The sequence below is a fragment of the Paenibacillus sp. 1011MAR3C5 genome, from assembly GCF_003591485.1.
Classification (GTDB): Bacteria; Bacillota; Bacilli; order Paenibacillales; family Paenibacillaceae; genus Pristimantibacillus.
The window spans coordinates 181,481-205,323 of record NZ_QZCF01000001.1 but is presented as its reverse complement, the minus strand read 5'-3'; the positions used below and the strand labels follow the sequence as shown (position 1 = coordinate 205,323).

Sequence of the window (23,843 nt, the reverse complement as noted above, 5' to 3'; positions counted from 1 at the left end):
AACATGTCCCCATTAATAGATCGAAGACTGCTAATCAATTCTTCATACACAGGCATTTGATTTGTTACACGGGCACCACATAAGAATCATTGTTCTCGTTAATGATTCTTACGGTTTGCCCTGTAATACTATAAGCAGGCCAAATCTCGAATAGAATTTGATTTCTTGATAAGATATCGCACACAGCATCTTTTAAGACTATGTTGTCAGATAATGTGGTTTGTAAGCACATAACCTCTGGTAAAAATTCCATGCTCATTTGATTATTATTGAAGACAGCACTAGGGGTTAAATAAACGCGGGAAATACCACTAACATCTTTTAATAACTCTTGCACACGTTCGGCTACAGTGTTACCGAATAATAGTATCTTGATTTTGTATGTCGGTTTTTTGATATTCAGCACTGGAGGTTCACCAGCACTCACAAATGCTGGGAAGTTAGCTTGAACATCTTGTAATTTCAATTTGAAATTGGCTTGTTGAAAATATTCGACACATTGATTCGAATACTTTTCCAAGCGTTGAAGGTTATCTAGAGTGATCATGCTTTCGAAGTCTTTACTTGAGATAACAGGGATTACATTGCGAATAATTTCTGATCGACTTGTTTGCCGCTCTTCTGCCAATTCGTCGAGCTTGTCTAAGGTATCGGAATCAATCCGTAACTTCAATATGTTATCTTTTACTGAATCTGTAGGTCGCCCTGGTTTTTTTGGATTCATAATAATCACCTCAAGAATTAATTTTGTGGCCACTAAAACAATAGTATTATTGTGGACACAAAATGTCAAGAGCCAACCTTTGTCTGATTTCGCTATCATATCTCCGTCTGTGGGATGTGCTGAAGAAGATAATCAGGCATTTCTAAAATTGAGTATTTGATAGTCGAATGTCTATTTCAATTTCGCACCCATTTAGGGTGTTTTTTACTTTTTCTGGTGCAGGGTATCTGACCATGCATGTCGAAGTATATAGGACTAATGGTATAGCCGACAATGAACGATAATGAGCCACCAAACAAGATAAGAAGGTGTTTATATATGCTAAGGCTGGAAGAGGTAAAGAAGGATTCAATAATCAACGGTCTTTTTCCAACTGAGTCTGCAAAGATCATGATGGTTGAGCAAGTAGGTACAGACGCTATATCTGTAGTTTACAAATCCATGAGTGGTGCCATTCAGGAGCGTATGCTTTTTCGGAGTGACGAGACAAACTTATCATTAGCACAAGCTGGTCGCCCATGGTCATTCGATGCAGATGCTGATGCTTTTAAGTTAGCCGCAGAAGCGTATCGGATTAACGTTGCCCACTTATTTGATCCAATGATGGCCGTACATACATCGAACGTTGAACCATTGCCTCATCAGATCACAGCTGTGTACGAATCAATGTTGCCTCGTCAACCATTACGATTCGTTCTTGCAGATGACCCAGGGGCAGGTAAAACAATTATGGCTGGGCTGCTTATGCGTGAGCTCATGATCCGTGCAGATGCCAAACGTATTCTGATTATCGCTCCTGGCAGTCTTGTTGAACAATGGCAGGATGAACTGTATGAGAAGTTCGATTTACAATTTGAATTGTTTACACGAGAGCTTGAGAACGCCAGTCGATCAGGCAATCCATTCGAAGAGCGAGACTTTCTTGTCGTTCGGTTAGATCAGTTAAGCCGAAGCGAAGAACTTCAAGAAAAATTGAAGGCAACGAACTGGGATTTAATTGTAGTGGATGAAGCCCATAAGATGTCAGCTAACTGGTACGGCCAAAAAGTAAATGAAACCAAGCGATTCAAGCTTGGTAAACTTGCTGGCAGCATAACAAGACATTTTCTTTTGATGACGGCAACCCCCCATAATGGGAAAGAAGAGGATTTTCAATTGTTCCTTTCCTTGCTTGATTCAGATCGTTTCTACGGGAAGTTTAGAGACGGAGTACAGCAAGTCGAAGTTAGCGATCTGATGCGTCGTATGGTCAAAGAAGAACTGTACAAGTTCGACGGGACAAAACTCTTTCCAGAGAGAAGAGCAATTACGATTAACTACAAGTTATCTGATAAGGAAGCCGCTCTCTATGGCAAGGTGACGACCTATGTTAAGGAAGAAATGGACAAGGCCGATAAGCTGGAAGATAAGAAACGCAAGGGTACAGTTGGATTTGCGTTGACATCACTACAGCGACGGTTGGCTTCTAGTCCTGAAGCCATCTACCAATCGCTTAAGAAACGTAAGGAGCGTTTGGAACGCCGTATTGAGGAAATGAAGGTACAACAGCGCGGCAAAGTCGCCTGGGATACTACTTATGAAGTTCCAGATGATATCTATGAATCCGATGAAGAGATGGCGGACACGCAATACGAGGAATTCGAAGAAGAAGTTGTTTCTCAAGCGACCGCCGCGCAAACGATTCAGGAATTGGAGAAGGAAATTCAGTCGCTAAAGCATCTGGAGCAGGTTGCGCGTGAGGTTGTTCAATCCAATCAGGATACTAAATGGTCGCAGCTCTCAAGCCTCTTACTGGATGAGCCCATGATGCGTGATTCATCTGGCAATAGACGTAAGCTCATAATCTTTACAGAGCATCGCGACACGCTGAATTATTTGCAAAATAAGATTAGTGGATTGCTTGGTAATGATAAGGCGGTCGTAACGATTCACGGTGGAGTGAAGCGGGATGATCGGAGAAAGGTACAGGAACTATTCAGGCATGACCATGATACGCTTGTCTTGATCGCAACAGACGCTGCTGGTGAAGGTGTCAACTTGCAGAACGCTAACCTGATGGTAAATTACGATCTTCCATGGAACCCTAACCGCCTAGAACAACGATTCGGTCGTATCCATCGGATTGGACAAATGGAAGTATGTCACCTGTGGAATATGGTCGCGGCTGAAACACGTGAAGGCGATGTGTTCCAACGATTACTGAACAAATTGGAAATCGAACGCGAAGCCCTTGGCGGTCGTGTATTTGATATACTGGGTAAGGTGTTTGAACATCGTTCGCTTCGCGAATTACTAATAGATGCAATCAGATACGGTGATCGCCCAGATGTTAAGGCCCAATTGCAACAGCAAGTGGAAGGAGCATTGAGCCCAGAGCATTTGCGTGATATTTTGAACCGAAATGCACTCACTGAAGAAGTAATGACGCTTGAACAAATGTATAAGGTAAAGGATGAGATGGAGAAAGCACAGGCGAGAAGGCTTCAACCTTACTTCATCAGAGCCTTTTTCCGCGAAGCGTTCACACGTCTTGGGGGAGACCTGAAAGAACGTGAGCAAGAGCGCTACGAAATATCTCATGTTCCTGCCGTGATTCGTGAACGGGATCGCCAAATCAGCGGTCGAACACGCAATAGGAAACCAGTTTTAACGAAGTATGAACGTGTTTGCTTTGAAAAGCAGTTAATCAGAGTGAAGGATAAACGTGAGGCAGCATTAATTCATACGGGACATCCGCTTATGCAATCCGTAACGGACTTGATCTTGGAGCGGGAACGTGGGAAGCTTAAACAAGGTACTGTCCTAATTGATGAGAGCGATGACGGTATCACGCCTAAGATGCTCTTTATGGTGGAACATGCGGTAAGAGAAAATGACTTCGAGAATACATCCCGCGAAGTTTCTCGTCGTATTCAGTTTGTTTCGATTGATGAGCAGGGTAATGCTACTTCTGCTGGATATGCACCTCATCTTGATTTACGTAAAGCTGCTATCGAGGAGCGCCACTTGGTTGCTGACGTACTTCAAGGTCAATGGATAACTGGTGATCTAGAAGGCTTTGCATCCCGTTTCGCGGCTGGTCATATTGGAATGCCTCATTACGAGGAAGTCAGACAACGTAGAGAACTGGAAGTCGAACGGACGCTTAAGGCTGTACATGAACGGCTTATCGTGGAGATCAATTACTGGCAAGACAGGTATTTGAAGCTTCAGGAGGATATCAGTGCAGGGAAAAAGCCACGCATGCATCTTGAAAACGTCCGACGTACGATTGATGATTTAACCGCACGGTTAGAACAACGTCATAAAGAGTTGGAAGCCAAGCGTCATGTTGTGTCGGCAACCCCGATTATTATTGGCGGTGCACTTGTTATTCCAGCAGGACTTCTTGCTCAAAGAAGAGGTCAGCAGCCTTCTGTGGATGCAGCCAGCCGTAGGCGAATAGAATTGTTGGCTATGCAGGCAGTTATGGATGCAGAGAGACTGCTTGGACACGAGGTCATCGATGTATCTGCTGACAAGTGCGGATGGGATGTTACTGCCCGTATCCCACTTGGAGATGGCAGGTATGGAGTAGATCGTCATATAGAAGTTAAGGGCCGCGCTAAAGGACAGGATACAATTACAGTTACTCGGAATGAAATGCTGTATGGCCTGAACCAAGGGGATAAGTTCATTCTAGCTATCGTAATTGTAGATGGCAATGAAGTCGATGGACCGTATTATATCCGTCACCCATTCCAGGAGCGACCAGACTGGGCTGAAGTAAGTAAGAACCTGGATATAAGGCTTCTGTTGGAAAGAGCCGAACGAATGACTATTACAGACGAAGTGAGTGAGTAGATACATGGCTAATATTAAATCGCCAAAGAAACTAATTGAAGTGGCATTGCCACTTGATGATATAAATGCTGAGGCTGCCCGTGAGAAGTCTATTCGGCATGGACATCCGTCTACCCTGCACTTATGGTGGGCTAGACGACCACTTGCGGCTGCCCGTGCTGTATTGTTTGCTCAGTTAGTAAACGATCCAGGTTATGAGCGCCATCTTGGCAGAGGTATGAATAAGGAAGCAGCCCAGAAAGAGCGTGAACGTTTATTCGGTATTATTCGAAGACTCGTTAAATGGGAGAACATTAATAATGAAGAAGTGCTGAATGAAGCCCGAGAAGAAATAAGAAAAAGCTGGCGTGAAACCTGTGAATTAAATAAAGGCATTCCTGGATTCGATCCCGACAAGCTTCCAGCATTTCATGATCCATTTGCTGGTGGCGGGGCTATTCCATATGAAGCCCAACGGCTGGGAATGGAAGCATTCGCGTCTGATCTTAACCCCGTAGCAATAACGATTAACAAGGCTATGATTGAAATCCCGCCAAAGTTTGCGGGGTTAAGTCCAGTTAATCCAGAGACGAAAGAATATGTAGTACAGACTACAGATGATTGGAAGGGCGCCAGAGGTCTAGCAGCAGATGTTAGATATTATGGAAATATTGTTAGGAACAGAGCATACAAAAAAATGGGTCATTTATATCCATCTATTGAACTACCTCATAAGTTTGGTGGAGGAAGTACGAATATAGTTTCTTGGGTCTGGGCTAGGACGGTAAAGAGCCCGAATCCTGCATATAGTCATGTAGATGTCCCATTAATGACTACATTTTATTTATCAACAAAACCAGATAAGCAAGTATACTTAAAGCCAGTAGTTCAAGGTGATAAATACTACTTTGATATTGTATATGATAAACCTCAGAGTGAAGACATGACTGAGGTGAAAAACGGAACTAAGCTTGCAAGGGGAGCGAATTTTAGATGTATCATCTCCCAAACTCCAATATCTCAGGACTATATTCGCAAAGAGTTTATTGCAAAACGTTACGGATATAAGCTGATTGCAGTTGTTGCCGATAGTAGTTATGGGAGAGTATTTCTTAAGCCTGAGCAAGACATGGAACGGCAAGCATTGGAAGTGGTGCCTTATTGGAAACCTGATCTAGTAATGAATCAAGAAAGCAAGGATTTGGTTAGCGGCCGTGGGTATGGCATAACACATTGGGATGAATTATTTACTTCTAGACAATTGAATGCTCTATCGATCTACTCCGAGTTAGTCACGGAAATTCAAGATGACATTTATCAAGATGCACTAAAAGCTGGTAGGTCTTCTCTAGATGATATGGGTTTAGAAAACGGTGGGAACGGTGCTAAAGCATACGCCGAGGCTGTGACTGTGTATCTAGGAATGGCAGTGAGCAGAATGAGTGACATCTGTAACGCGTTATGTCGATGGGAAGTTACAAAAACTCAAGTCCGAAACTTATTTGGTCGCCAAGCGATACCAATGGTTTGGGATTTTGCTGAGCCCAACATCTTTTCAGAGTCCGCAGGGGATTATGGCGTCAGCTTAAACAGTCTTGCTAAAGTGATTGATAATTTCCAGCATTCAGGTAGTGGAGTCGTTCTCCAAGCTGATGCACAGACACAAGATATAAGTCGCGATAAAGTTATTTCTACCGATCCGCCATACTATGATAACATTGCTTATGCTGATTTATCCGATTTCTTTTATATTTGGTTAAGACGCTGTTTGAAGGGAATATTCCCTTCAACCTATGCTACGTTATCCGTACCGAAAGCTGAGGAACTAGTTGCAGTTCCATATAGGCATGGCGGGAAAGATAAAGCAGAGCACTTTTTTCTAGATGGAATGACAAAAGTAATGAATAATATTGCTGTAAAAGGTCATCAAGCATTCCCAGTCACTATATATTATGCTTTCAAACAGACAGAAACAGCCGAAGAGGGAACTTCTTCTACAGGTTGGGTGACTTTTCTTGATGCAGTAATTACAGCTGGCTTTTCAATTACTGGAACTTGGCCAATGCGGACTGAATTATCGAATAGAATGGTTGGTGCAGATACCAACGCACTTGCTTCATCAATCGTGCTCGTATGTAGACCGAGATCAAATAAAGCAGAGACAATCTCACGTCGAATATTCATCCGAGAGTTAAACGAAATTATACCAGAGGCGTTAGAGGCTATGGTCGGAGGAAAAACTGAATCTTCACCTGTAGCAGCAGTCGATCTACAACAGGCTTCTATTGGGCCTGGTATGTCTGTATTCTCGCAATACGCGGCAGTATTAGAAGCAGACGGAAGCCCGATGACTGTACGAACTGCACTACAACTCATAAATCGAGTAGTAGATGCTTACTTAAATGCCTCCGATGGCGAACTGGATGCGGACACGCTTTATTGTCTTAACTGGTTCGATCAATATGGCTGGGGACAAGGTGAATACGGTCAAGCAGAAGTATTAGCCACAGCGAAAGGAACAACCGTTGAAGGTATGAAATTAGCGGGTGTTTTAGAATCAGGTCAGGGTAAAGTGCGTTTATTAAGATGGCAGAACTATCCAGTGGGTTGGCTACCTGAACAAGACAATCGAACACCCGTATGGGAAGCCCTTCATCATTTAATTCGAGCTCTCCAACAACAAGGAGAACAAGCAGCAGGAGCTCTTCTTGCAGGCATGCCAGCGCGTTCAGAATCCGTAAGAAGTCTTGCATATCGTTTATATACAGTTTGCGAGCGGAAGGGGTTGGCAGATGATGCACGCCCTTATAATGAGCTTATCGCAAGCTGGGACGCAATAGATGCTGCTGCTCATGAAATAGGACACCATGGTTCACAGTTGGAGTTATTTTAACTGAAGCACAGTTAAAGGAGATCGTTCGATATGAGTATAAAACCATGGCGTGAGATTGCCATACCACATCAAGACGTATTACAGGGGACATTTCAACAATCTGAATTTGCGGCTGATTTGAGCCGTGTACATCAGGGATCGGCATCACCTGAATACGGCGATGCAAAACTATTCTACTCACGTACTTTCATTACCGAAGGTATGAAGTTGTTGCTGGATTCCGTTATCAAGCGCTTGAGTGGACGCGGGGGAGACCCTGTTATTCAGCTTCAAACAGCATTTGGCGGTGGTAAGACGCATACGATGCTTGCTGTATACCACTTGGCAAGCGGTAAGGCACCCATTAGCGAGTTGCAAGGCATGGCATCCATTGTAGATGCCGCTGGTATTATGGATGTGCCTAAAGCCCGAATTGTTGTGTTGGATGGAAATGAGCTATCTCCTAACCAGACCCAAAGCAGAGATGGCGTACTGATTCACACCATGTGGGGAGAACTCGCATGGCAGCTTGGACAGGCTGAAGCATACAGTATAGTAAAAGATGCTGACGTGAGTGGAACTTCTCCTGGGAAGGCTATTCTGGCTGAACTGCTTAGCAAATATTCGCCATGTGTCATTCTTATCGATGAGTTGGTTGCGTATCTTCGACAATTTGAAGAAGGCAGAACCTATGCAGGGGGTACTTTCGATTCCAATCTGTCTTTCATCCAGGCGTTGACCGAAGCTCTTAAGGCTGTTCCTCAAGCTATGATGCTTGCATCCTTGCCTGAGTCGCATGCAGAGCTTGGCGGAATTCGTGGACAACAGGCACTTGATGCGCTAGAGAAGTACTTTGGACGTGTTCAAGCATTATGGAAGCCTGTAGCTACAGAAGAAGCTTTTGAGATTGTACGGCGCAGACTATTCTCTAACATAACGGATATACATGCGGTTGAAGATGTTTGTCGTGCTTATGCCGAACTTTATGTTCAGAACAGTGCGGAGTTCCCCTCCGAGACACAGGAGACTCGGTATCTGGATCGACTAAAGCAATCATACCCAATTCATCCTGAAGTCTTTGATCGTCTGTATGAGGACTGGTCATCGTTGGATAAGTTCCAACGTACTCGTGGTGTACTGAAGCTAATGGCAAAGGTTATTCATAAGCTTTGGACAGAAGGAAACGCATCTCCAATGATTCAATGTAGCGACCTGCCGCTTAACGATCAGGATGTTCGAAACGAGATGGTTTACTATCTGCCACAAGGTTGGGACCCCGTTCTTGAGCGGGATGTCGATGGTCACCGTGCAGAGACGATTACAATTGACCGTGATACACGATTTGGAGCTTATCAAGCTGCGCGGCGGGTAGCAAGAACAATCTTCTTGGGAAGTGCACCTAGTGTAACGCTACAATCTCAACGAGGTGTCGATCAATCGCGGATACTTCTTGGTTGCGTACAGCCTGGCCAAACCATCGGTGTATATAAAGATGTGCTGAGGCGTATGAGTGATGTCCTGCACTATCTTAACAACGTGAACAATCGATTTTACTACGATACTCGTCCGAACCTTCGACGAGAGATGGAAGAGCGGAAGTCGCGATTTACCGATACAGACTCTGAGATTCGTAATCGACTTGCTAAAATGCTCGATACGAGACGAGAATTTACTGGTGTACACATATTTACACCTTCGGCTGATGTACCTGATGACGAGGAACTGAGGTTAGTGGTTCTCCCAACGAATGGAGCATATAGTCGTTCCGAACATAACCAAGCTACAACCATTGCTAACGATATCTTGACTAAAAGGGGAAGTCAGCCGCGCAGCCATCAGAACCGCTTGATTTTCTTAGCGGCAGACTACGAAGCAGTACAGCGTCTCCGAGAGAGCATTCGGACGGTACTATCATGGCAATCTATCGTGAGTGATATCAAAGACGCTAGGCTTAATTTGGACCGTGTACAGCAGAAGCAAGCTGAGGAGCAGTTGGTACGCTCTCAAGATGTAGTTTCACGTACCTTGCGTGAAGCATTCAAATGGCTTTTGGTTCCTTTTCAAGAAGCGAAACAAGGCCAGGGTGTAACAGAAGTAACCTGGGATGCCGTGTCGATTCAGCCGAATGCGAATGATGCTATGGTGGAAATCGCAAACAAGTTAAGGGAAGATGGATTACTTATCACCACGTGGGCTCCAGTTCATCTGAGTTCCATGTTAAAGACTTGGTTCTGGAAGACTGAGTTGAATGATGCACCTGCTCTTGATGTGTGGAAGAAGACTTGTCAATACCTCTACTTGCCTCGTCTTTATAATCAATCCGTCTACCATCAGGCGATTGATGCGGGTGTTCGGAGTATAGACTTCTTCGGTATTGCCTATGGGCGAGACGGTGAACAGTATCAAGGATTTGCTCTGGATCAGAACATAAGCGTCATTTTGGATGGGACTACATTGTTAATTCATCCAATAATTGCTCAAGCTTATGATGCTGTCCAGAAGCAATTGAAGGCGCAAAGGGAGGCTGAGCTTCAGGGGGGAAGCGGGACAACTCCTCCTAGTGGTGGTAATCCACCAGTTAATCCTCCTACTGAAGGAACGTCAGGAGTGCCGATATCCCCTGTTGGTCCTATCAATCCAGTGCCACCTGTAGTCCTTCCACCAGCACAGCAAGTTAAACGTCGATTCTTCGGTAAGGTGCAATTACCAAAAACGACGGCTAAAATGGACTTCGCAAAGATTTATGACGAAGTACTGAGCCATTTTGCTCTTAAGCATGACGGAACGGTTACGATAACCATAGAAGTAGAGGCCACATCGCAAGGCGGCTTCGATGAAGCATTCCAACGTATTATCCGTGAGAACGGAGGACAACTACGGTTCAGTATGACAGAGTTCGAAGAGGAATAATTATCGATCATTTATCCATTCATAGGAAGGGGTTAGGTACTGGCCTAGCCTCTTTCTTATAGAGTAATAGAAAGGAAGAATTCAATAATGGAGTCACGAGACAGAGACGGCAGAACAAGATGGTGGAAAGTAACGCACTCACTACCATACCACGGCGAAGATATTGTTGAAGTACGGTACATACAGGCGGAAACTACAGAAGAGGTAACGGACATCCTCAAGTCCCATATCCATCCTAACCGTGTCCTATTCGATTTATACTCAATTACTATTGAAGTAACTGACGCGCTGACGGACGATCATCCAGTTTGGACCTATGCCAGCGATAAGGGTGATGCTATGCGCAATAAGCTTGTTGCTATGGCGCTACAGTGGCAAGAGGTCTTTGGTATCGCACCTTCCGTTATATCAGCCGTTTCGGAGTTCGATGCTGCTCGCCTTATTGGTTGTCCGTTCGATGGTTACGTGCAATCCGTACATACCAATAGCGCGGTTACTAAGGGCCACGACTTCATTTATGAAGGTATCAGATATCAGGTAAAGGCTTGCCGTCCGAGCGGTAAGAAAGGAAGCAAGATCACGAAAGTTCCAAAGGCTCGCAATTATGAGTGGGATAAACTGATTTGGATTATGTATGATGAATGTTTCGCTATGCGAGAAGCTTGGATTTGGGATGTCGTGGATTATCGTAATGCATTTGGTAATATGACTCGAATAAGTCCTGAAGGTATGAGGGCTGGTATTAGTCTTCTCTAAACGGAAGAGGATTCCGAAGGCTGGGTAATTCGATTAACATCAATAAGGACTAGAGCAAAGTAAGAATAGATGAAACGAGTTTGCGTTCCGCGTCCAGGCCTGCTATAATAAATCCAACAGCACAGGACCAGCCGATTTTTGAATTACTGTGACATTGCAAGTCCTGTAACGTTGGAAATACCCCAAACGCCGCGAAGCCAGTATTCATGCGGGTTTGGCGAATGGCAAGGACGCACAGGACTTAAAATCCTGCGGTGGGTGACCACCGTACGGGTTCGATTCCCGTCCTCGGCACTTCTTACGAAAAAGCCCGTAGCTGCGCGGTTTGCCAACGATAAGCCAATCGGAAGCAGCCGGTAGTGTAACGGTAATATAACAGCATATTACGCATCGTAAAACACGAATCCTGACGCGCTCGACTCGTTTTGACCGCGTAAAAGACACCTTATAACCGCGCTTTATTCGGATTTCACTCCGAAAATCACGCGAACAGTGAGGTGTCTTTTTTATGCGCGACCAACGTTTGACAAGACGATGGAACACGATTGCGGTTAGCGGTTATGATGCGACGATTGATAAATATTTGAGGGGTTGGCGTGCCTTTTTTAACTTTATGACCGCCGAAGGATTCATCCTGGAAAACCCGTACGACAGTGTAGTGAAATATAAGCCAGAGAAGAGAATTATCGAGACTTTCAGTAAGCCACAACTTAAGGCTTTGTTTGCGGCTCCTGACAAATCTAAATTTACTGGTTATCGGGACTATGTTTTGATGATGCTACTTTTAGATACAGGTGTTAGAATATCAGAAGCTGAGGGAATCATTATTCCAAACATTAATTGGCGCGAACGAAGGATTAAGGTATATGGTAAAGGCAGGAAAGAGCGATATGTACCGTTTCAGAAGACATTGGAGAAGCATTTGAAGCAGTATGTTGAAATTCGTGAGTTACTTGATCATGACTTTCTGTTCGTAAACATAGATAATACTTCGATGAAGGTTCGTACAATGCAAGAAAACATTCAAGACTACGGAATTAGTGCGCAAATAAACGGGGTTCGTGTTAGTCCGCATACATTCCGACATACTATGGCGAAAATGTATGTTATGAATGGCGGAGATCCTTTATCCCTTCAAGCTATACTTGGACATGCGTCCCTCGATATGGTTCGTAACTATGTCAACTTATTCTCTAATGATATTTCACGAAAACATGAGCGCTATTCACCGCTTGAATCATTAGCCTTTGACTAAAAAAGCCTCGTATAGAACCGGCATTCTCCGCTGGCTCTATACGAGGCTTTTTCGTTTTACGATACTAGATAGGCTCTATAGTTTTATCACTAAGTAAGTTTTCTAATCGGTATTCCTCATTTTAAAGTCCTTCACGGAGCCGAGTGTCACTCTCGATTTTCCCGTTTCAGGCCGTTCCGTCTGTCTTGCTACGGAGCCAGTCTGTGGCGTGTACATTTGCGCCCGGATCGCCTCCACGTTTTCCAATATGTGCGCCAGCGCTAAAAACACAATCCCTGATAAGGCTCCGCTCACCCACCAAGTAACCGCAGTCGCAATACGGAAGCTATCGTCATAGTCGCGAAGAATCTCCGCGAGCGGATCGTCCTGCACTCCGTAATAGATTCCGAGTCCAATCCCGCATACTATCGATGCCCAGCCGAGGAATTTCAATAAACCGGTCATTTGTATCATCTCCCATAAAAGTATAGTTCAATTTTACCAGTTTGTCCGAATGTTTACGATATTAATTTTCGGAAAAGCGTGCGATATTCGCATTCGTTACGACTATTCAAGTGTAAGCCGTTTTAACCCGTAAATATCCCGTCTATTTCCGCCTCTATCGCCATCAGCTACGAATACTCTCCCGGACTACGACGGCTCTACGGGTATTTTAGACGGAAAATTTACGGTAACGTGAGCCGCAAGTGTGCGAGATGACGTCGAGCTTCGGATTCCGTATGTAAGGCGGAATATACGAAGCAGCTATCGCAATCCCGACGTAATCACTCGTATTTTCACTTTTTGTATACTGGCGGAAGTTTTCGGATATCTGCGTTAATCTTCGAATGTTATATCCGCACCTTTCACGATAATTTACGTGGGACAAAATATGTCCCCTGAAATTCCCGTGAAAATATCGCTTATATTTGCGGTCGGGTATCGTAAGTCCATTTCGGAGCTAGGACGGCAAAAACGCCGTGTTTGGAACGGTGAAAACAAGGATCGGAGGTGACGGCGATATGGCGGCGATCAGAGCCGGGCCGAAATCTGTGGGGGCGAGGCGGTGGTCGTGAGCAATTTGGTCTTATCTTTTAAGGGTTTTTAAGACCAACGTATTCTATATGCCTATATAATCCCGAAATCGATACCGGTTATGGCTCGATTTTGGAAGTATTAAATAGAACGTAGTGATATTTAATACTTAATATCTTTTAAATCTATAAAGTCTTTAAGATATTAAAAGATTTTATAAAATAATGTATCTTCCCTGAAATGTCAAGCGTAAATTTAACGTCATTATAACGTAATCTTAACGAATATCTCCGAAGTTCACCCGAAAAGGTTGCACTATTTTACACTTATGAAAAGGAAGTGACGTAACCATGATGAAACTAAACGAAACTACCCCGCTTGTCCCAACGATTCCGGTAATTCCCCGCGATGTTGCGGATGCGATCGAATGGGCTCGTAAGATGAACGGAAGTGTTGAGTTCATCGCTAGACGCTGGCAGGACGTTGATAGATTCGACGGACCGACATCCGAGTTGCTCTGGTCAATCCCGTTCGACACGCTCATGGCCGCGCTCATCAACGGATATGAAATCGAACTTTCCCCGAAAGAAGCTGCGGCGAAGGAGCGTAAAGAGGCGTGCGAGATTCTGCGCAAAGAGTACGTTGATGTCCGACGTAAGGAACGTGAGTGGGCGAGGTTGCGTTGCGGAAGTACATCAGCGGAATATCGCGGTTTTGCTGAAAGTATTCAATTCGCAGCCCGCACGTTAAAACTCGATATCTCGGAGGTGACCGAATAATGACGGCAACAAAGACGAAACCCACCGCAGCCGATCCGGCTATTATCACGATTAATGCAACATACGGCTTTACCGTCTCCGACCGCGAATACAGCTTGTACAAACGTGTTACCGTCGATCCTACGAAAGCTCCGTCGTATAAGCCGGAGCCCGGTGTAGCTCATCCGGAACCGTACGAAGACTGGCGGACTATTAACCGGTATTATTCGCAAACGACGGACGGGCTCCGGTCGATTCTATTATACGTCACCCACCGATCCGTTAACGATTCATTTTCCGGCAGCAGCGTAACGGAATATATGGCGGCGATCCAGGCGGAGTTGTCGAGGCTTAATGCGATGATTAGTTCGGCGTTGATTCCGGCGGTGTTCGATTGACAGCGGTCGCCGATTTCGACGTCGGTACGAGGATCATTCGCGATGCTATGACGGAGCTGCTCCGCGAAAACGACGCTTCCCATAATGCGCGGCGTGCCGAACTACAAGCGGAGGTTGACCGGCTGCAGGCGAACATAAAGGCGATGAAGACGTACGTGGCCGGTCAGGCGGGGTATTACGAGGACTTAGTGTCACGAGCCCGTTTGATAGCGGATTATTACCGAGGCAAGGCGGACGTGTACGCAGAGATGGCGTATAGAGCGGATATCGCGTATGGAGCCGCAGAACAAACGAAGGAGGCGACGGTAAATGAGAGCGAGTAAATTTCCCGTAACATACAACGGTGAGGAATTCCGCGTAACAGTCAGTATAACGGAAGATGAGAGGACAAGGCAGCCGAGGCATATAGTTAAAGTTTACGTTGTCCGAACGAGTGCCTTTGCGCGAATTAAACGGTACAAGCGGGTTTACACCGCAATCTACCGAAATGATCCAAACGAAGTTGACGAAGTATCAGGTCCGCAAGATCAACAGTTATACGATACGACATTAAACGTAGAGATGCGGCGGGAGAAGCAGACAGCGATGGAAAGGGAGCGTAAAACTGAAGCGGAAGCATGGCGTAGGTTCGCCGAATGGGACGGCAACATTTCCGTAAAGGAGGACGCGGACGATGACGAATAAACTAGCTGAAGGACGCGATTGGGCAGCGGATCTGGCGACATGTGACGCTACGACGGCGGGGCCATGGACATATGAGCAGAGTGGAGAATATGACGAGGGGCTATTTTGCGGAGGCGACGGATATGCCGTTATGAGCTTCGGAAGTTATCCGGACGAATACGATCAATCGTGTGGCGAGGCACCGAACGAAGCAGATGCAAGTTTCATTGCGGAAGCCCGTACTGGCTGGCCTGCGGCGTTAGCGGATATTGAGTGGTTACGAGGCGTACTAGCCCGATTCGATGACAGCACTAACCCGATGCTTCCACGTTCTGAAATGGCGCGTATCGCAAAAGAAGCGCTAGACGCTACGGGTGGGTATGCGATCGAGGACGCAGAGATTCGACGTCTTCGCGTAGAGAATCGGCGCTATAGGCAGGCGCTTGAAACCATCGCTGGGCTTACGATGTCGATATTCGCTAGCCTCGAAGATATGGCGAAGTATGCGAAAAGAACCGCGAGGTTGGCGTTAGAACATGGCGAAAGCGGCGGCAACTGAACGGAAGCAGCCAAAAATCACCGCCGAGCAACGCCGCGAATGGCCGAATCTCCCTACGAATTATTGGAATACATTAATTTTTAAGGAATACTTTAGCGTAATAAATGAATTGCTGTACGGAGCCGAATACGTTCCTCTCCGCAATTGGTGATTTGAGCAGGGTGTAATCAAACGGGAGCTCGACGAATACGGACCGGAAATCCTCCGGGCAACCTTCGACGAGTGTTTCCGCAGCTACCGGTCGACTCGCGATTATCCGATCCTAACGGCCGGATTATATCGTATGCGATGAACTCGAAGACAAGCGTAATACGAATACAGAGCTGCTACGCCAGGAGATGCGCGACTGGTTTAGCCAACTTGTATGCCGCTAGGCGATCCGAAGGGAAAACGGACGGCTATCGTATACATGGTACAACCGTACATCATGACGCGTTACTTATCCGAATTCTCCGGGACCGTACCGACTTTAAGACGCGAGTATACCGAGCGATAATCGACTGGCCGGAACGTATGGATTTGTGGGAAGCTTGCCGTCTCGTTTATCAGAATCCGGACAAGCCAAAGGACGAACGCAAGGCGGAGGCATATGCCTTATATCTCGCAAATAAAAACGAGATGGACCGAGGATCACGCGTATTGTGGCCGGAAGTTAAGCCGTTATGGGATCTACTAGCTACTAGTATGGAAATGGGACAACAGCTCGAAAGCGTTCAATACCGAATATATGTGAATAATCCTATCGATGAAGAATCCGCCGTTTTCCGGCCGGATTCTTTTTCGTATTGGGACGGAAAGGACATTGCGAAGCTCCTTACGCAATACCCACGCCCAGCCGCCGAATTTGACGTTTACATGGGCATTGACTTTGCGATGGGTACGACGCGGGGCGACTATTCCGCCATCGTTACGATTGCCCGACATAAGAAAACGGGAACGATTTACGTAGTCGATGCGTGGGGCGAGCGTGTTCACCCTGACGTATTCCTGCGGACCATTGTCGAAAAGGTAACGCGTTATCAACCGAACTATATTGCGGCTGAAGCGCAGGTGGCGCAGGAGTTTTTCGTTCACAAGTTGAAACAGGCGCTCGCGGCCGCTAGATATCCGGCTCGGACCCGCGTCAAAGAGATATCAACGTAGCCGTCCTAGCGGCACGTCACTCCGGCGATTTTGTCGCGACGCTTATCGCAGGCGCTAACTTGGCGTTGGACGAAGCGGTAGGCATTGTCGCCGTACTTGCGGACATCGACGATGTCTATATTTCGAAACATGCGAACTTGGCTGAGACATCCGCGTTTATCCGGTTGACTCTCGAAAAGAAAATCTACAACGTGCATTAAAAAACTTCTGGGCCGTCCTCGGTCAGTTCGTAGCGAAGCCGAGTCCGGGCGACGGCAAGACCGAAACTTAACGTTTGATGAGTTTATAGCGCAGGCAGCCGTAAAACTCGGCGTAAGTCAACGTGTGTCGGAGACGGAATACTACCTCGTCGACTTGCCGCTCATATTGCGTACAAATCGCAGTCTATATCAGAGGATCGGCTGATGGCGTTAAGTATCGCGACGGTGGGCCAGACGACGGACAAAGAGACGTACGAACGATTTGCGGCCGGACTGCGGTCTGACTTTACGGAAACAAACGAAAAACAGACGAATGATGACGAATTTGACCGATCAGCTTTCGAACGGCTGCGGGGAAGTGTGGGAAGGAGGTAACGACAGTTAAGAGAAGGGGAAGATACTCATTTGAAGAAGTATCCGACCTTTTTTAAAGAGAATGGTTGTTCTTTAGTGTCTAATGCCTTCGAAAAGCAAGTGATCAACTTCTCTATATCTGTAAATGCGGGAGAGAGGCACAGACAACGTTTGCGAATTTTAGAGCTTCCAGGCGGTGTAGAGATTGTGGATGCAAGAAAACCAGAAAACGGAGATGCATATCCTGTACTCGGGGCGCGACTGAATGCAGTAGATGGACAGTTGTCAGCTAAGGCGTACAGACAAGACCTTGAAATGTCCTTTGCTGGATTATACAGCAAAGGAAAGAGAAGAACTCCGCTTATTAGTTTTATTTGCGATAATGCGCCTACAACAGATGTAACTCGCATAAAGCCAATAGCCGAAGAAAAAAACGTACCGTTTGGTATAGGCGTGATTACCGCACTAGTCGGAACTTCCGGATATATGACATACGCACAGATAAAAGAAATGGAACCCGTAGGATGCGAAATTATGGCGCACAGTCATCAGCATCGTGATTCATCGACGCTGACGCCAGAAGAATTAGACGAGGACGTGAAAATAAATTTAAGTTTACTACGTCAAAATGGTTTCAATCCGAGCGGTTTTATCTATCCGTATAACGAATACCGTAACTGGACAAATCGAAATTGTTCGTAAATACTTCAACTGCGCGTTTGCAAAAACGGCAGCACAGAACGTTGGTAAAAACTATCCGACTATCAATAATCAAGCCATAGACCGGGTGGCGTTAGGTAGCTATTTTGATATTCGCCCGTCAGAATTTCCGTTCGCTGGCGACTCCTTAGAGTACTAAAGCGCGTGTCGACGAGGCTCGAGCATAAAAAACTGGTTAGTATTAGTTATACATTCAGGTGCTACTAACGCTACTCAGTTGCAATATTTAAGGGATACCATTGATTATGCACGTGGTCTAAATATCCCGATTGTTTCTCCGAAAGAGGGGGTTGATATCTATGGAACATCATTGATATCAGGAACTCAAAAAATTTCATCGTTGATGCGGATGGGAATTTTACAAACTTGACGGACAATAGAGTTTTGATAGAAACACAAAATGCTAGAAGTGTATCTCAAAATGTAACGTCTTTTATGGCGAACAAAATTATCATTACACCTATAAACAATACATTTGCTGCGGCTAATGGGTTTCCGGAAGGATTGGGGGGATGGTTAGTTACTTATCGGATAGCATCCGATTATTATCACGCCAAACAAGAGTATACCCATACGCATCGACCCCGCCTTCGGGTTTCTTCGCAATTCGAATAACTTCATTTGCCGTAAACTCTAGCGGAGCAACAGGAATGCCGAACAATGCACCGGGTATAGTTACTGTTTATGCGTTAGGAGATCAATACGGTTACAAGAAGCAAGATAATTCAGAGGGGCTATGGATGCGGACGGGGAATAATAACGATACAGGGGGAGCATGGACTAATATAATGCCAGGGTAGAAGTAGTAAATTAGGAATTAGCTATGTAATTTAGATGCGAGAAACGAGCCTTAGAATCAGTTCTAGAGGCTCGTTTTTTAACCTTTATGTTGATCTGATAGAGGACCTCGGCACCATTCTCAGTTTTCCGAAGGGCTTTTCGACCATGCAAATGATAAACCTAATCCTAAAATCATCCATTGGATAACACTAGCTGTCGCATTATGTGTCAATGTAACTTCAAAAAGTTGATAAACAATGATTCCGATGAAATAGCTAGCTGTCAACATTACTCTCTTATCATTTCTGTTTTTCCAGAATTGATTCCATATCAAAAATAAAACTAAAATTAATATCGCTAGACCAACTAATCCAACTTGTAAAGCTATCTGTAAAAATTGATTATGTGAAGACAATTCCCAATTAGTAAAGTCAACAGGTATTGCTCCTGCTCCATGACCGAAAAAGGGTTTATTCATTACAATGTCACCGATTACCCCCCAAATTTGATCGCGTCCAGAATTGATGGATTTACCTGTGTATTTAATCATGTAGTAGTTATACACATCAAAATTTGGAAGTATCTTATATAGATTTGGATATACAACGGTGACTATAAAACCAAAAATCGCTATGGAAACAAAATAAAAGTTAAATAGAAATTTACTCCTTGTTATACGTTTCCAAATGATGACCGTCAAAATAACAAATGCAGCACACAATAATGCCGTTCTTGATCCAGTAAAAAACAACACAGCTAAAGTTATCAACGAGAACAGTTTATACTTTGATTTTGTTTTAAACCCTACAGAATATATCAACGAGAAATATGAGAGTATAAAAACTAATATTGCTAATTGATTAGGGTTTACAACATCTTGATTCCACTGCATGTAGATCATCACAATCGGGTAAATAATGATCGGGATATAGGATAGTGTTTTAATATGTAATTCGTTCCACTTTAAATTCGATACAATAAACATTAATATCCCGTAAAAAACTGAAAAAACAATATTCCCTAAAGTTTCATCTTTTGTGTACTCGCTATATCTCAAGATATATGTTGTTTGAAATATCAGGTATGTGCACAAAATCCAAAATGAGCTTTTATTTATTCCTTTTCCACTTGTTAATAAGGGTAGTGAAATTAAGTAGAGGAAAGTAAACAATGCTCCTCCCACTAAGGTAAGATAAGAACTCCCGATTTGAAGCCTTGCTAAGGAAAATAGCAATAAAAAAAGGAAGAAGATGAGTGAAACACTTTTGGTTGAGTTAATTTGCATTTAATAGCACCTTCCCTAGAGTATAACTTGAATTTTACCACAAGTTAGGATGATAAACACAGAATAAAATAATGAAAAAGGTGTGAAAATTATCTACGCATGGCTACAATATCGTAATCAAAAATCGTGTAGGGCTTTTTTTGAAGGAAGGTGTTTAATATCACGTCTAAATTTCGAAGCCGCCTCGAATTACACACGATAGTAGGCGTATCCGCCCGTCATATCCTACAGTATGCTACGGACGTATGTGTACGCGAGCAGCTTAACGGTTCGTACTACGTCACCTTCACGTCCCCTCGGTTGCCGGACGATACCGAGCGATATAACGCGCTAGTCGAACGTAATGAAGTACGATTCCCCTCGGACGTCGAGCGCGGTCAAGCGTTCGTAATAAAACGTGTCGACGAAGAGCGGCGAGGTCTGCGGATATATAAACGCGTAGAGGCGCATCACGTCGCATTTGAGCTTAACCGATGATTACGTAGACTACAGCGCCAATCAGCCGCCAACGTATCAGCTCGGACTTATAGGGAATAATCCGCCCTTCATTTTCGCGGTGGAGGGTTCTTTTACGCCACAAGACGTATTTGAGTTTGGCGAAAAGCGGAGGCATGAATTGCTGAACGAAGTCCGCACGTTATATAACGGCGATCTCGATTATGACAACACGTTCATAACGCTCACTACTCGTAAAGGTGCGAATAACGGCGTCGTCACCCGCTATCGTAAAAACCTCGCAGGAATCGTCCGTAAGAGCCACGATATGGAACGGATAACTCGGCTGTACGGCTACGGTAAGAACGGACTGACAATCGAAGGGTTACCAGGCTACTCTGTTAAGTACATCGATAGTCAATTTGCCGATCCAGCGCACATCTTCGAAGGTTCCGTCGACTTCCCGGAGATCGAGGATCAGGCGCGGTTGTTGGCGGAAATGCAACGGTACATAACTACCGTTGAGCTGCCGAAAGTATCATACGAAATCGATTTCGTTGAACTCGAAAAGGTTGACGCGGAGTTTCAGTCGGAGGCGATCCGTGAAGTCGGCGATACGATTATCGTTATTGACGAGTCGATGGGCTTTCGTTTTGACGCGAGAATTACGGAGTATGAGCGGTACCCATTCGAGCCGAAACGGGGCTGCGTTGTGCTGGCAAATTTCCGCGAAATGAAAACGTCCGATTACATCTTTCAGGCAACGGTCGGTTCGCGGAAGGCAATGGTTTATACGTCCGAAAACGCCGTACTCGAGTGCATTAAATACGACGATTCCATTACGTTAGTGGACGGCCTTGGCATGGCGGTATCGGACGAACTCAACCGCGTGCGCGTCCGGCTAGGTCAGGTTGAGCCGGGTAATTACGGATTCGCCGCGTATAATAAAGCGGGCAAAAAAACGTTATGGCTCGATGCGGATACGGGGGACGCGCAATTTAGCGGTAATATTATCGCGTCCAACTTCCGGACAAATCCCGACGGGTTTCCGTTCGTAGAGCTGTCGTCGGACTATTACGTGTTTAAGGCCGCGAAGTCGGAGACGAGCTATATCGAGATCGAGGCGATTCAACATCGTATGCGTCCCCGATACTCAAACATATTAGCGGTGGGACGGCGATGTATTCCGGTATGCAAGGCGGTGGATACCTTTTCGCTAGTGTCCGGTCTGAATTACGATATAGCGGCGAATGACGGGATAATCCGGATTAAGGTAGGAGTGTTTTTATTAACGGGGGTCTAATAACAATGGCATCAAATATTCAAGTACCTTCCTCGTATAACCTGTATTTAACCGGAACAAGTAACATGTTTTTCGGTTCTATGTCGTTTAGTAGTATTCTATTAGTAATATATAGTAGACTTAGCGCATTGGAAAATCCGTAACATTCTGTAACTTTATGTTGTAGTCATCGTAAAAGTGATTAAAGCATAAGGGAGGATAATACTATGAAAATTGTAGTGACTCTATGTTTAGTACTACTGATCGTAAGTAGCGCAGCGGTTATTTACGCGGACTCTAAGAGTCTCGTAGGTCGAACGATCAAATCAGAAGTTTCCGTTACTTTAGACGGAAGTGTTATAGGACAGGCGTTGATTATTGACGGGGTATCGTAGGCGTCTGTCAGGGTACGGAAGCCTCTGGGTTAGACGTTGGGTACAATAAAAGGAGAGGTTTTATTGACAACGGTAACTGAGTCCGTAGAAACAGATAAAGCTATTGAAAACCTCGATGCTGAAGGTCTAGCGAAAGAAAAAAAGCGGCTAGAAAATGAAGCAACGACATTATCCAATTACATCAACGATGCAGATCATGTAATTTCATTTTATACAGACGCACTCAGCAAAGTAGATGAGTCGCTTGTTGATTCGTATCAAGAAACCCTAGATAAGTCTAAAGCAGACGGGACTGACCCCATAACGTGAGACAAATCAAAACACCTTCAAGAAAACAGACCCATGTCGTAAGATATGGGGATAACCTTGGAGGTGTTTTTGCGTTGGCAACTAGAGTTAGCTATCCCGTGGAAACGAAGATGAAAGCCATTGAAATGAGATTGGAGGGTGTACCTGTAAAGGAGGTCATGGAACGCCTTAACATCAAGAATAAGACACAAGTAAAAACATGGATGAGATGGTATCGCAATGGCGAGTTGAATCGGCTAAAGCAACCTGTAGGCAAACAATATAGCTATGGAAAAGGGCCAGAGTACCGCACCGAGTTAGAGCAGGTAAAGGCGGAGAATCGTTTCTTGAAACAACAATTAGACGTGCTAAAAAAGTACAAAGAGTTAGAGTGGAGGTATCGGTAAAGATCGTCGAAACGCTTCGAGGGATTGTGAGTGTTACTCAAGTTTGTGCTTGGCTCGGCGTTTCTGGTGCCACGTACTATCGTTGGAGAGCGGCAGAGGAGCATCCATTGGATGGGTTGGTCGAACAAGTTCGGGAGCTCTGTATGCAGCACAAGTTCCGCTATGGATACCGGAAAATTACAGCGTTGCTGCGTAGGGAGGAATATACGGTTAACCATAAACGCATACAACGAATCATGCAGCAGGAGCAGCTGCAATGCCGAGTCAGAGTCAAGAAGCGGAAGACAACAGGTCAGCCAGCGTATGTAGCGGAGCATCTCTTAAAGCGTCAATTTCAAGCGGATGCGCCGATGGAAAAGCTTGTAACGGATATTACATACTTGCCGTTTGGCGGGAAAATGTTGTACCTTTCAAGTATTCTCGATTTGTTCAACGGAGAGATTGTAGCGTGGAGAATGTCGGACAAGCAGGACACGGCTTTTGTACTCGACACACTTGATCAACTGCCTGCTCTGTCAGGAACGGTGCTCCGCAGCGATCAGGGCAGTGTCTACACGTCACAAGCGTACCAGGAAGCTGTCAAAGGAAAAGGCATTACCATGAGCATGTCCCGCAAGGGTACGCCCGCTGATAATGCCCCCACCCTCATCGTTTCATTCCACACTAAAGTCTGAAACGTTCTACCTCGAAGGCTTAACCCATACAACGACGGCAATCGTTGAACAGACCGTTCGAGACTACATCACTTACTATAACTCAATTCGGGTTCAAACGAAACTAAATAACCAGTCGCCTGTTGAATACAGACGACTGGTCGCTTAAA

General features: G+C 45.1%; 20 protein-coding genes and 1 pseudogene. 18 read left to right on the top strand and 3 right to left on the bottom strand.

Features of this window, described 5'->3' with window-relative positions; genetic code table 11:
• Positions 1–64: 64 nt before the first annotated feature.
• Positions 65–724, bottom strand: a complete 660-nt coding sequence (locus D3P07_RS00975; RefSeq protein ID WP_119798924.1) for a ribbon-helix-helix domain-containing protein — start codon at positions 722–724, stop codon at positions 65–67.
• A gap of 318 nt (positions 725–1,042) precedes the next feature.
• Between D3P07_RS00975 and D3P07_RS00970 the strand changes: the two genes are divergently transcribed.
• The 5 genes from D3P07_RS00970 (at position 1,043) to D3P07_RS00945 (ending at position 12,339) form a co-directional block, all read left to right on the top strand.
• Entirely contained in the window at positions 1,043–4,567 is a 3,525-nt protein-coding gene (locus D3P07_RS00970) for a helicase-related protein (protein WP_119798231.1), read from the top strand.
• 4 nt (positions 4,568–4,571) lie between these two features.
• Positions 4,572–7,439 carry a DUF1156 domain-containing protein gene (locus tag D3P07_RS00965; protein WP_119798230.1) on the top strand — a complete coding sequence of 956 codons (2,868 nt, stop codon included), beginning with the start codon at positions 4,572–4,574 and terminating at the stop codon, positions 7,437–7,439.
• Between the two features lie 30 nt (positions 7,440–7,469).
• On the top strand, positions 7,470–10,328 hold the full coding sequence (locus D3P07_RS00960) for an ATP-binding protein (RefSeq protein WP_119798229.1): 2,859 nt from the start codon (positions 7,470–7,472) through the stop codon (positions 10,326–10,328).
• 87 nt (positions 10,329–10,415) lie between these two features.
• Positions 10,416–11,084: a hypothetical protein gene (locus tag D3P07_RS27270; protein ID WP_220482002.1), complete on the top strand. Its 669-nt coding sequence runs from the start codon at positions 10,416–10,418 to the stop codon at positions 11,082–11,084.
• Between the two features lie 508 nt (positions 11,085–11,592).
• Positions 11,593–12,339, top strand: coding sequence for a tyrosine-type recombinase/integrase (locus tag D3P07_RS00945; RefSeq protein WP_119798228.1), 747 nt, complete (start codon positions 11,593–11,595; stop codon positions 12,337–12,339).
• A gap of 102 nt (positions 12,340–12,441) precedes the next feature.
• Here D3P07_RS00945 and D3P07_RS00940 read toward each other — a convergent pair whose 3' ends face one another.
• On the bottom strand, positions 12,442–12,783 hold the full coding sequence (locus D3P07_RS00940) for a hypothetical protein (protein WP_119798227.1): 342 nt from the start codon (positions 12,781–12,783) through the stop codon (positions 12,442–12,444).
• Positions 12,784–13,703: 920 nt separating this feature from the next.
• Between D3P07_RS00940 and D3P07_RS00935 the strand changes: the two genes are divergently transcribed.
• From D3P07_RS00935 to D3P07_RS00905, 9 genes are all read left to right on the top strand, one after another.
• Positions 13,704–14,132, top strand: coding sequence for a hypothetical protein (locus tag D3P07_RS00935; RefSeq protein WP_119798226.1), 429 nt, complete (start codon positions 13,704–13,706; stop codon positions 14,130–14,132).
• Complete coding sequence (locus D3P07_RS00930) at positions 14,132–14,509, top strand: hypothetical protein (RefSeq protein ID WP_119798225.1); 378 nt, start codon at positions 14,132–14,134, stop codon at positions 14,507–14,509. The genes D3P07_RS00935 and D3P07_RS00930 overlap by 1 nt, the downstream gene beginning before the upstream one ends.
• Positions 14,506–14,832, top strand: coding sequence for a hypothetical protein (locus D3P07_RS00925; RefSeq protein WP_119798224.1), 327 nt, complete (start codon positions 14,506–14,508; stop codon positions 14,830–14,832). The genes D3P07_RS00930 and D3P07_RS00925 overlap by 4 nt, the downstream gene beginning before the upstream one ends.
• Positions 14,819–15,193 carry a hypothetical protein gene (locus D3P07_RS00920; RefSeq protein WP_119798223.1) on the top strand — a complete coding sequence of 125 codons (375 nt, stop codon included), beginning with the start codon at positions 14,819–14,821 and terminating at the stop codon, positions 15,191–15,193. The genes D3P07_RS00925 and D3P07_RS00920 overlap by 14 nt, the downstream gene beginning before the upstream one ends.
• Positions 15,183–15,731 carry a hypothetical protein gene (locus D3P07_RS00915; RefSeq protein WP_119798222.1) on the top strand — a complete coding sequence of 183 codons (549 nt, stop codon included), beginning with the start codon at positions 15,183–15,185 and terminating at the stop codon, positions 15,729–15,731. Before D3P07_RS00920 ends, D3P07_RS00915 begins: the two co-directional genes overlap by 11 nt.
• A 513-nt stretch (positions 15,732–16,244) precedes the next feature.
• The gene (locus D3P07_RS00910) at positions 16,245–16,874 is read left to right on the top strand and encodes a phage terminase large subunit family protein (RefSeq protein WP_147384464.1); all 630 of its coding nucleotides are present in this window, start codon (positions 16,245–16,247) and stop codon (positions 16,872–16,874) included.
• Between the two features lie 59 nt (positions 16,875–16,933).
• A complete protein-coding gene (locus D3P07_RS26795) occupies positions 16,934–17,074 on the top strand; it encodes a hypothetical protein (protein WP_182914126.1) in 141 nt (46 codons plus the stop codon).
• Positions 17,075–17,278: 204 nt separating this feature from the next.
• On the top strand, positions 17,279–17,449 hold the full coding sequence (locus D3P07_RS26790; protein ID WP_182914125.1) for a hypothetical protein: 171 nt from the start codon (positions 17,279–17,281) through the stop codon (positions 17,447–17,449).
• Between the two features lie 30 nt (positions 17,450–17,479).
• Positions 17,480–18,130: a polysaccharide deacetylase family protein gene (locus tag D3P07_RS00905; RefSeq protein WP_119798220.1), complete on the top strand. Its 651-nt coding sequence runs from the start codon at positions 17,480–17,482 to the stop codon at positions 18,128–18,130.
• A 937-nt stretch (positions 18,131–19,067) separates the two neighbouring features.
• Here the strand turns inward: D3P07_RS00905 and D3P07_RS00900 are convergent.
• Positions 19,068–19,820 (bottom strand): O-antigen ligase family protein, encoded by a 753-nt coding sequence (locus tag D3P07_RS00900; RefSeq protein WP_182914124.1) that lies wholly within the window; start codon positions 19,818–19,820, stop codon positions 19,068–19,070.
• A 543-nt stretch (positions 19,821–20,363) separates the two neighbouring features.
• Here D3P07_RS00900 and D3P07_RS27835 point away from each other — a divergent pair.
• From D3P07_RS27835 to D3P07_RS00885, 4 genes and pseudogenes are all read left to right on the top strand, one after another.
• A complete protein-coding gene (locus D3P07_RS27835) occupies positions 20,364–20,690 on the top strand; it encodes a hypothetical protein (protein ID WP_220482001.1) in 327 nt (108 codons plus the stop codon).
• On the top strand, positions 20,674–21,951 hold the full coding sequence (locus D3P07_RS00895) for a phage tail protein (RefSeq protein ID WP_182914123.1): 1,278 nt from the start codon (positions 20,674–20,676) through the stop codon (positions 21,949–21,951). Before D3P07_RS27835 ends, D3P07_RS00895 begins: the two co-directional genes overlap by 17 nt.
• A gap of 437 nt (positions 21,952–22,388) precedes the next feature.
• On the top strand, positions 22,389–22,634 hold the full coding sequence (locus D3P07_RS00890) for a hypothetical protein (protein WP_119798217.1): 246 nt from the start codon (positions 22,389–22,391) through the stop codon (positions 22,632–22,634).
• A 74-nt stretch (positions 22,635–22,708) separates the two neighbouring features.
• Positions 22,709–23,842: pseudogene (locus D3P07_RS00885) on the top strand (IS3 family transposase).
• Position 23,843 lies beyond the last annotated feature (1 nt).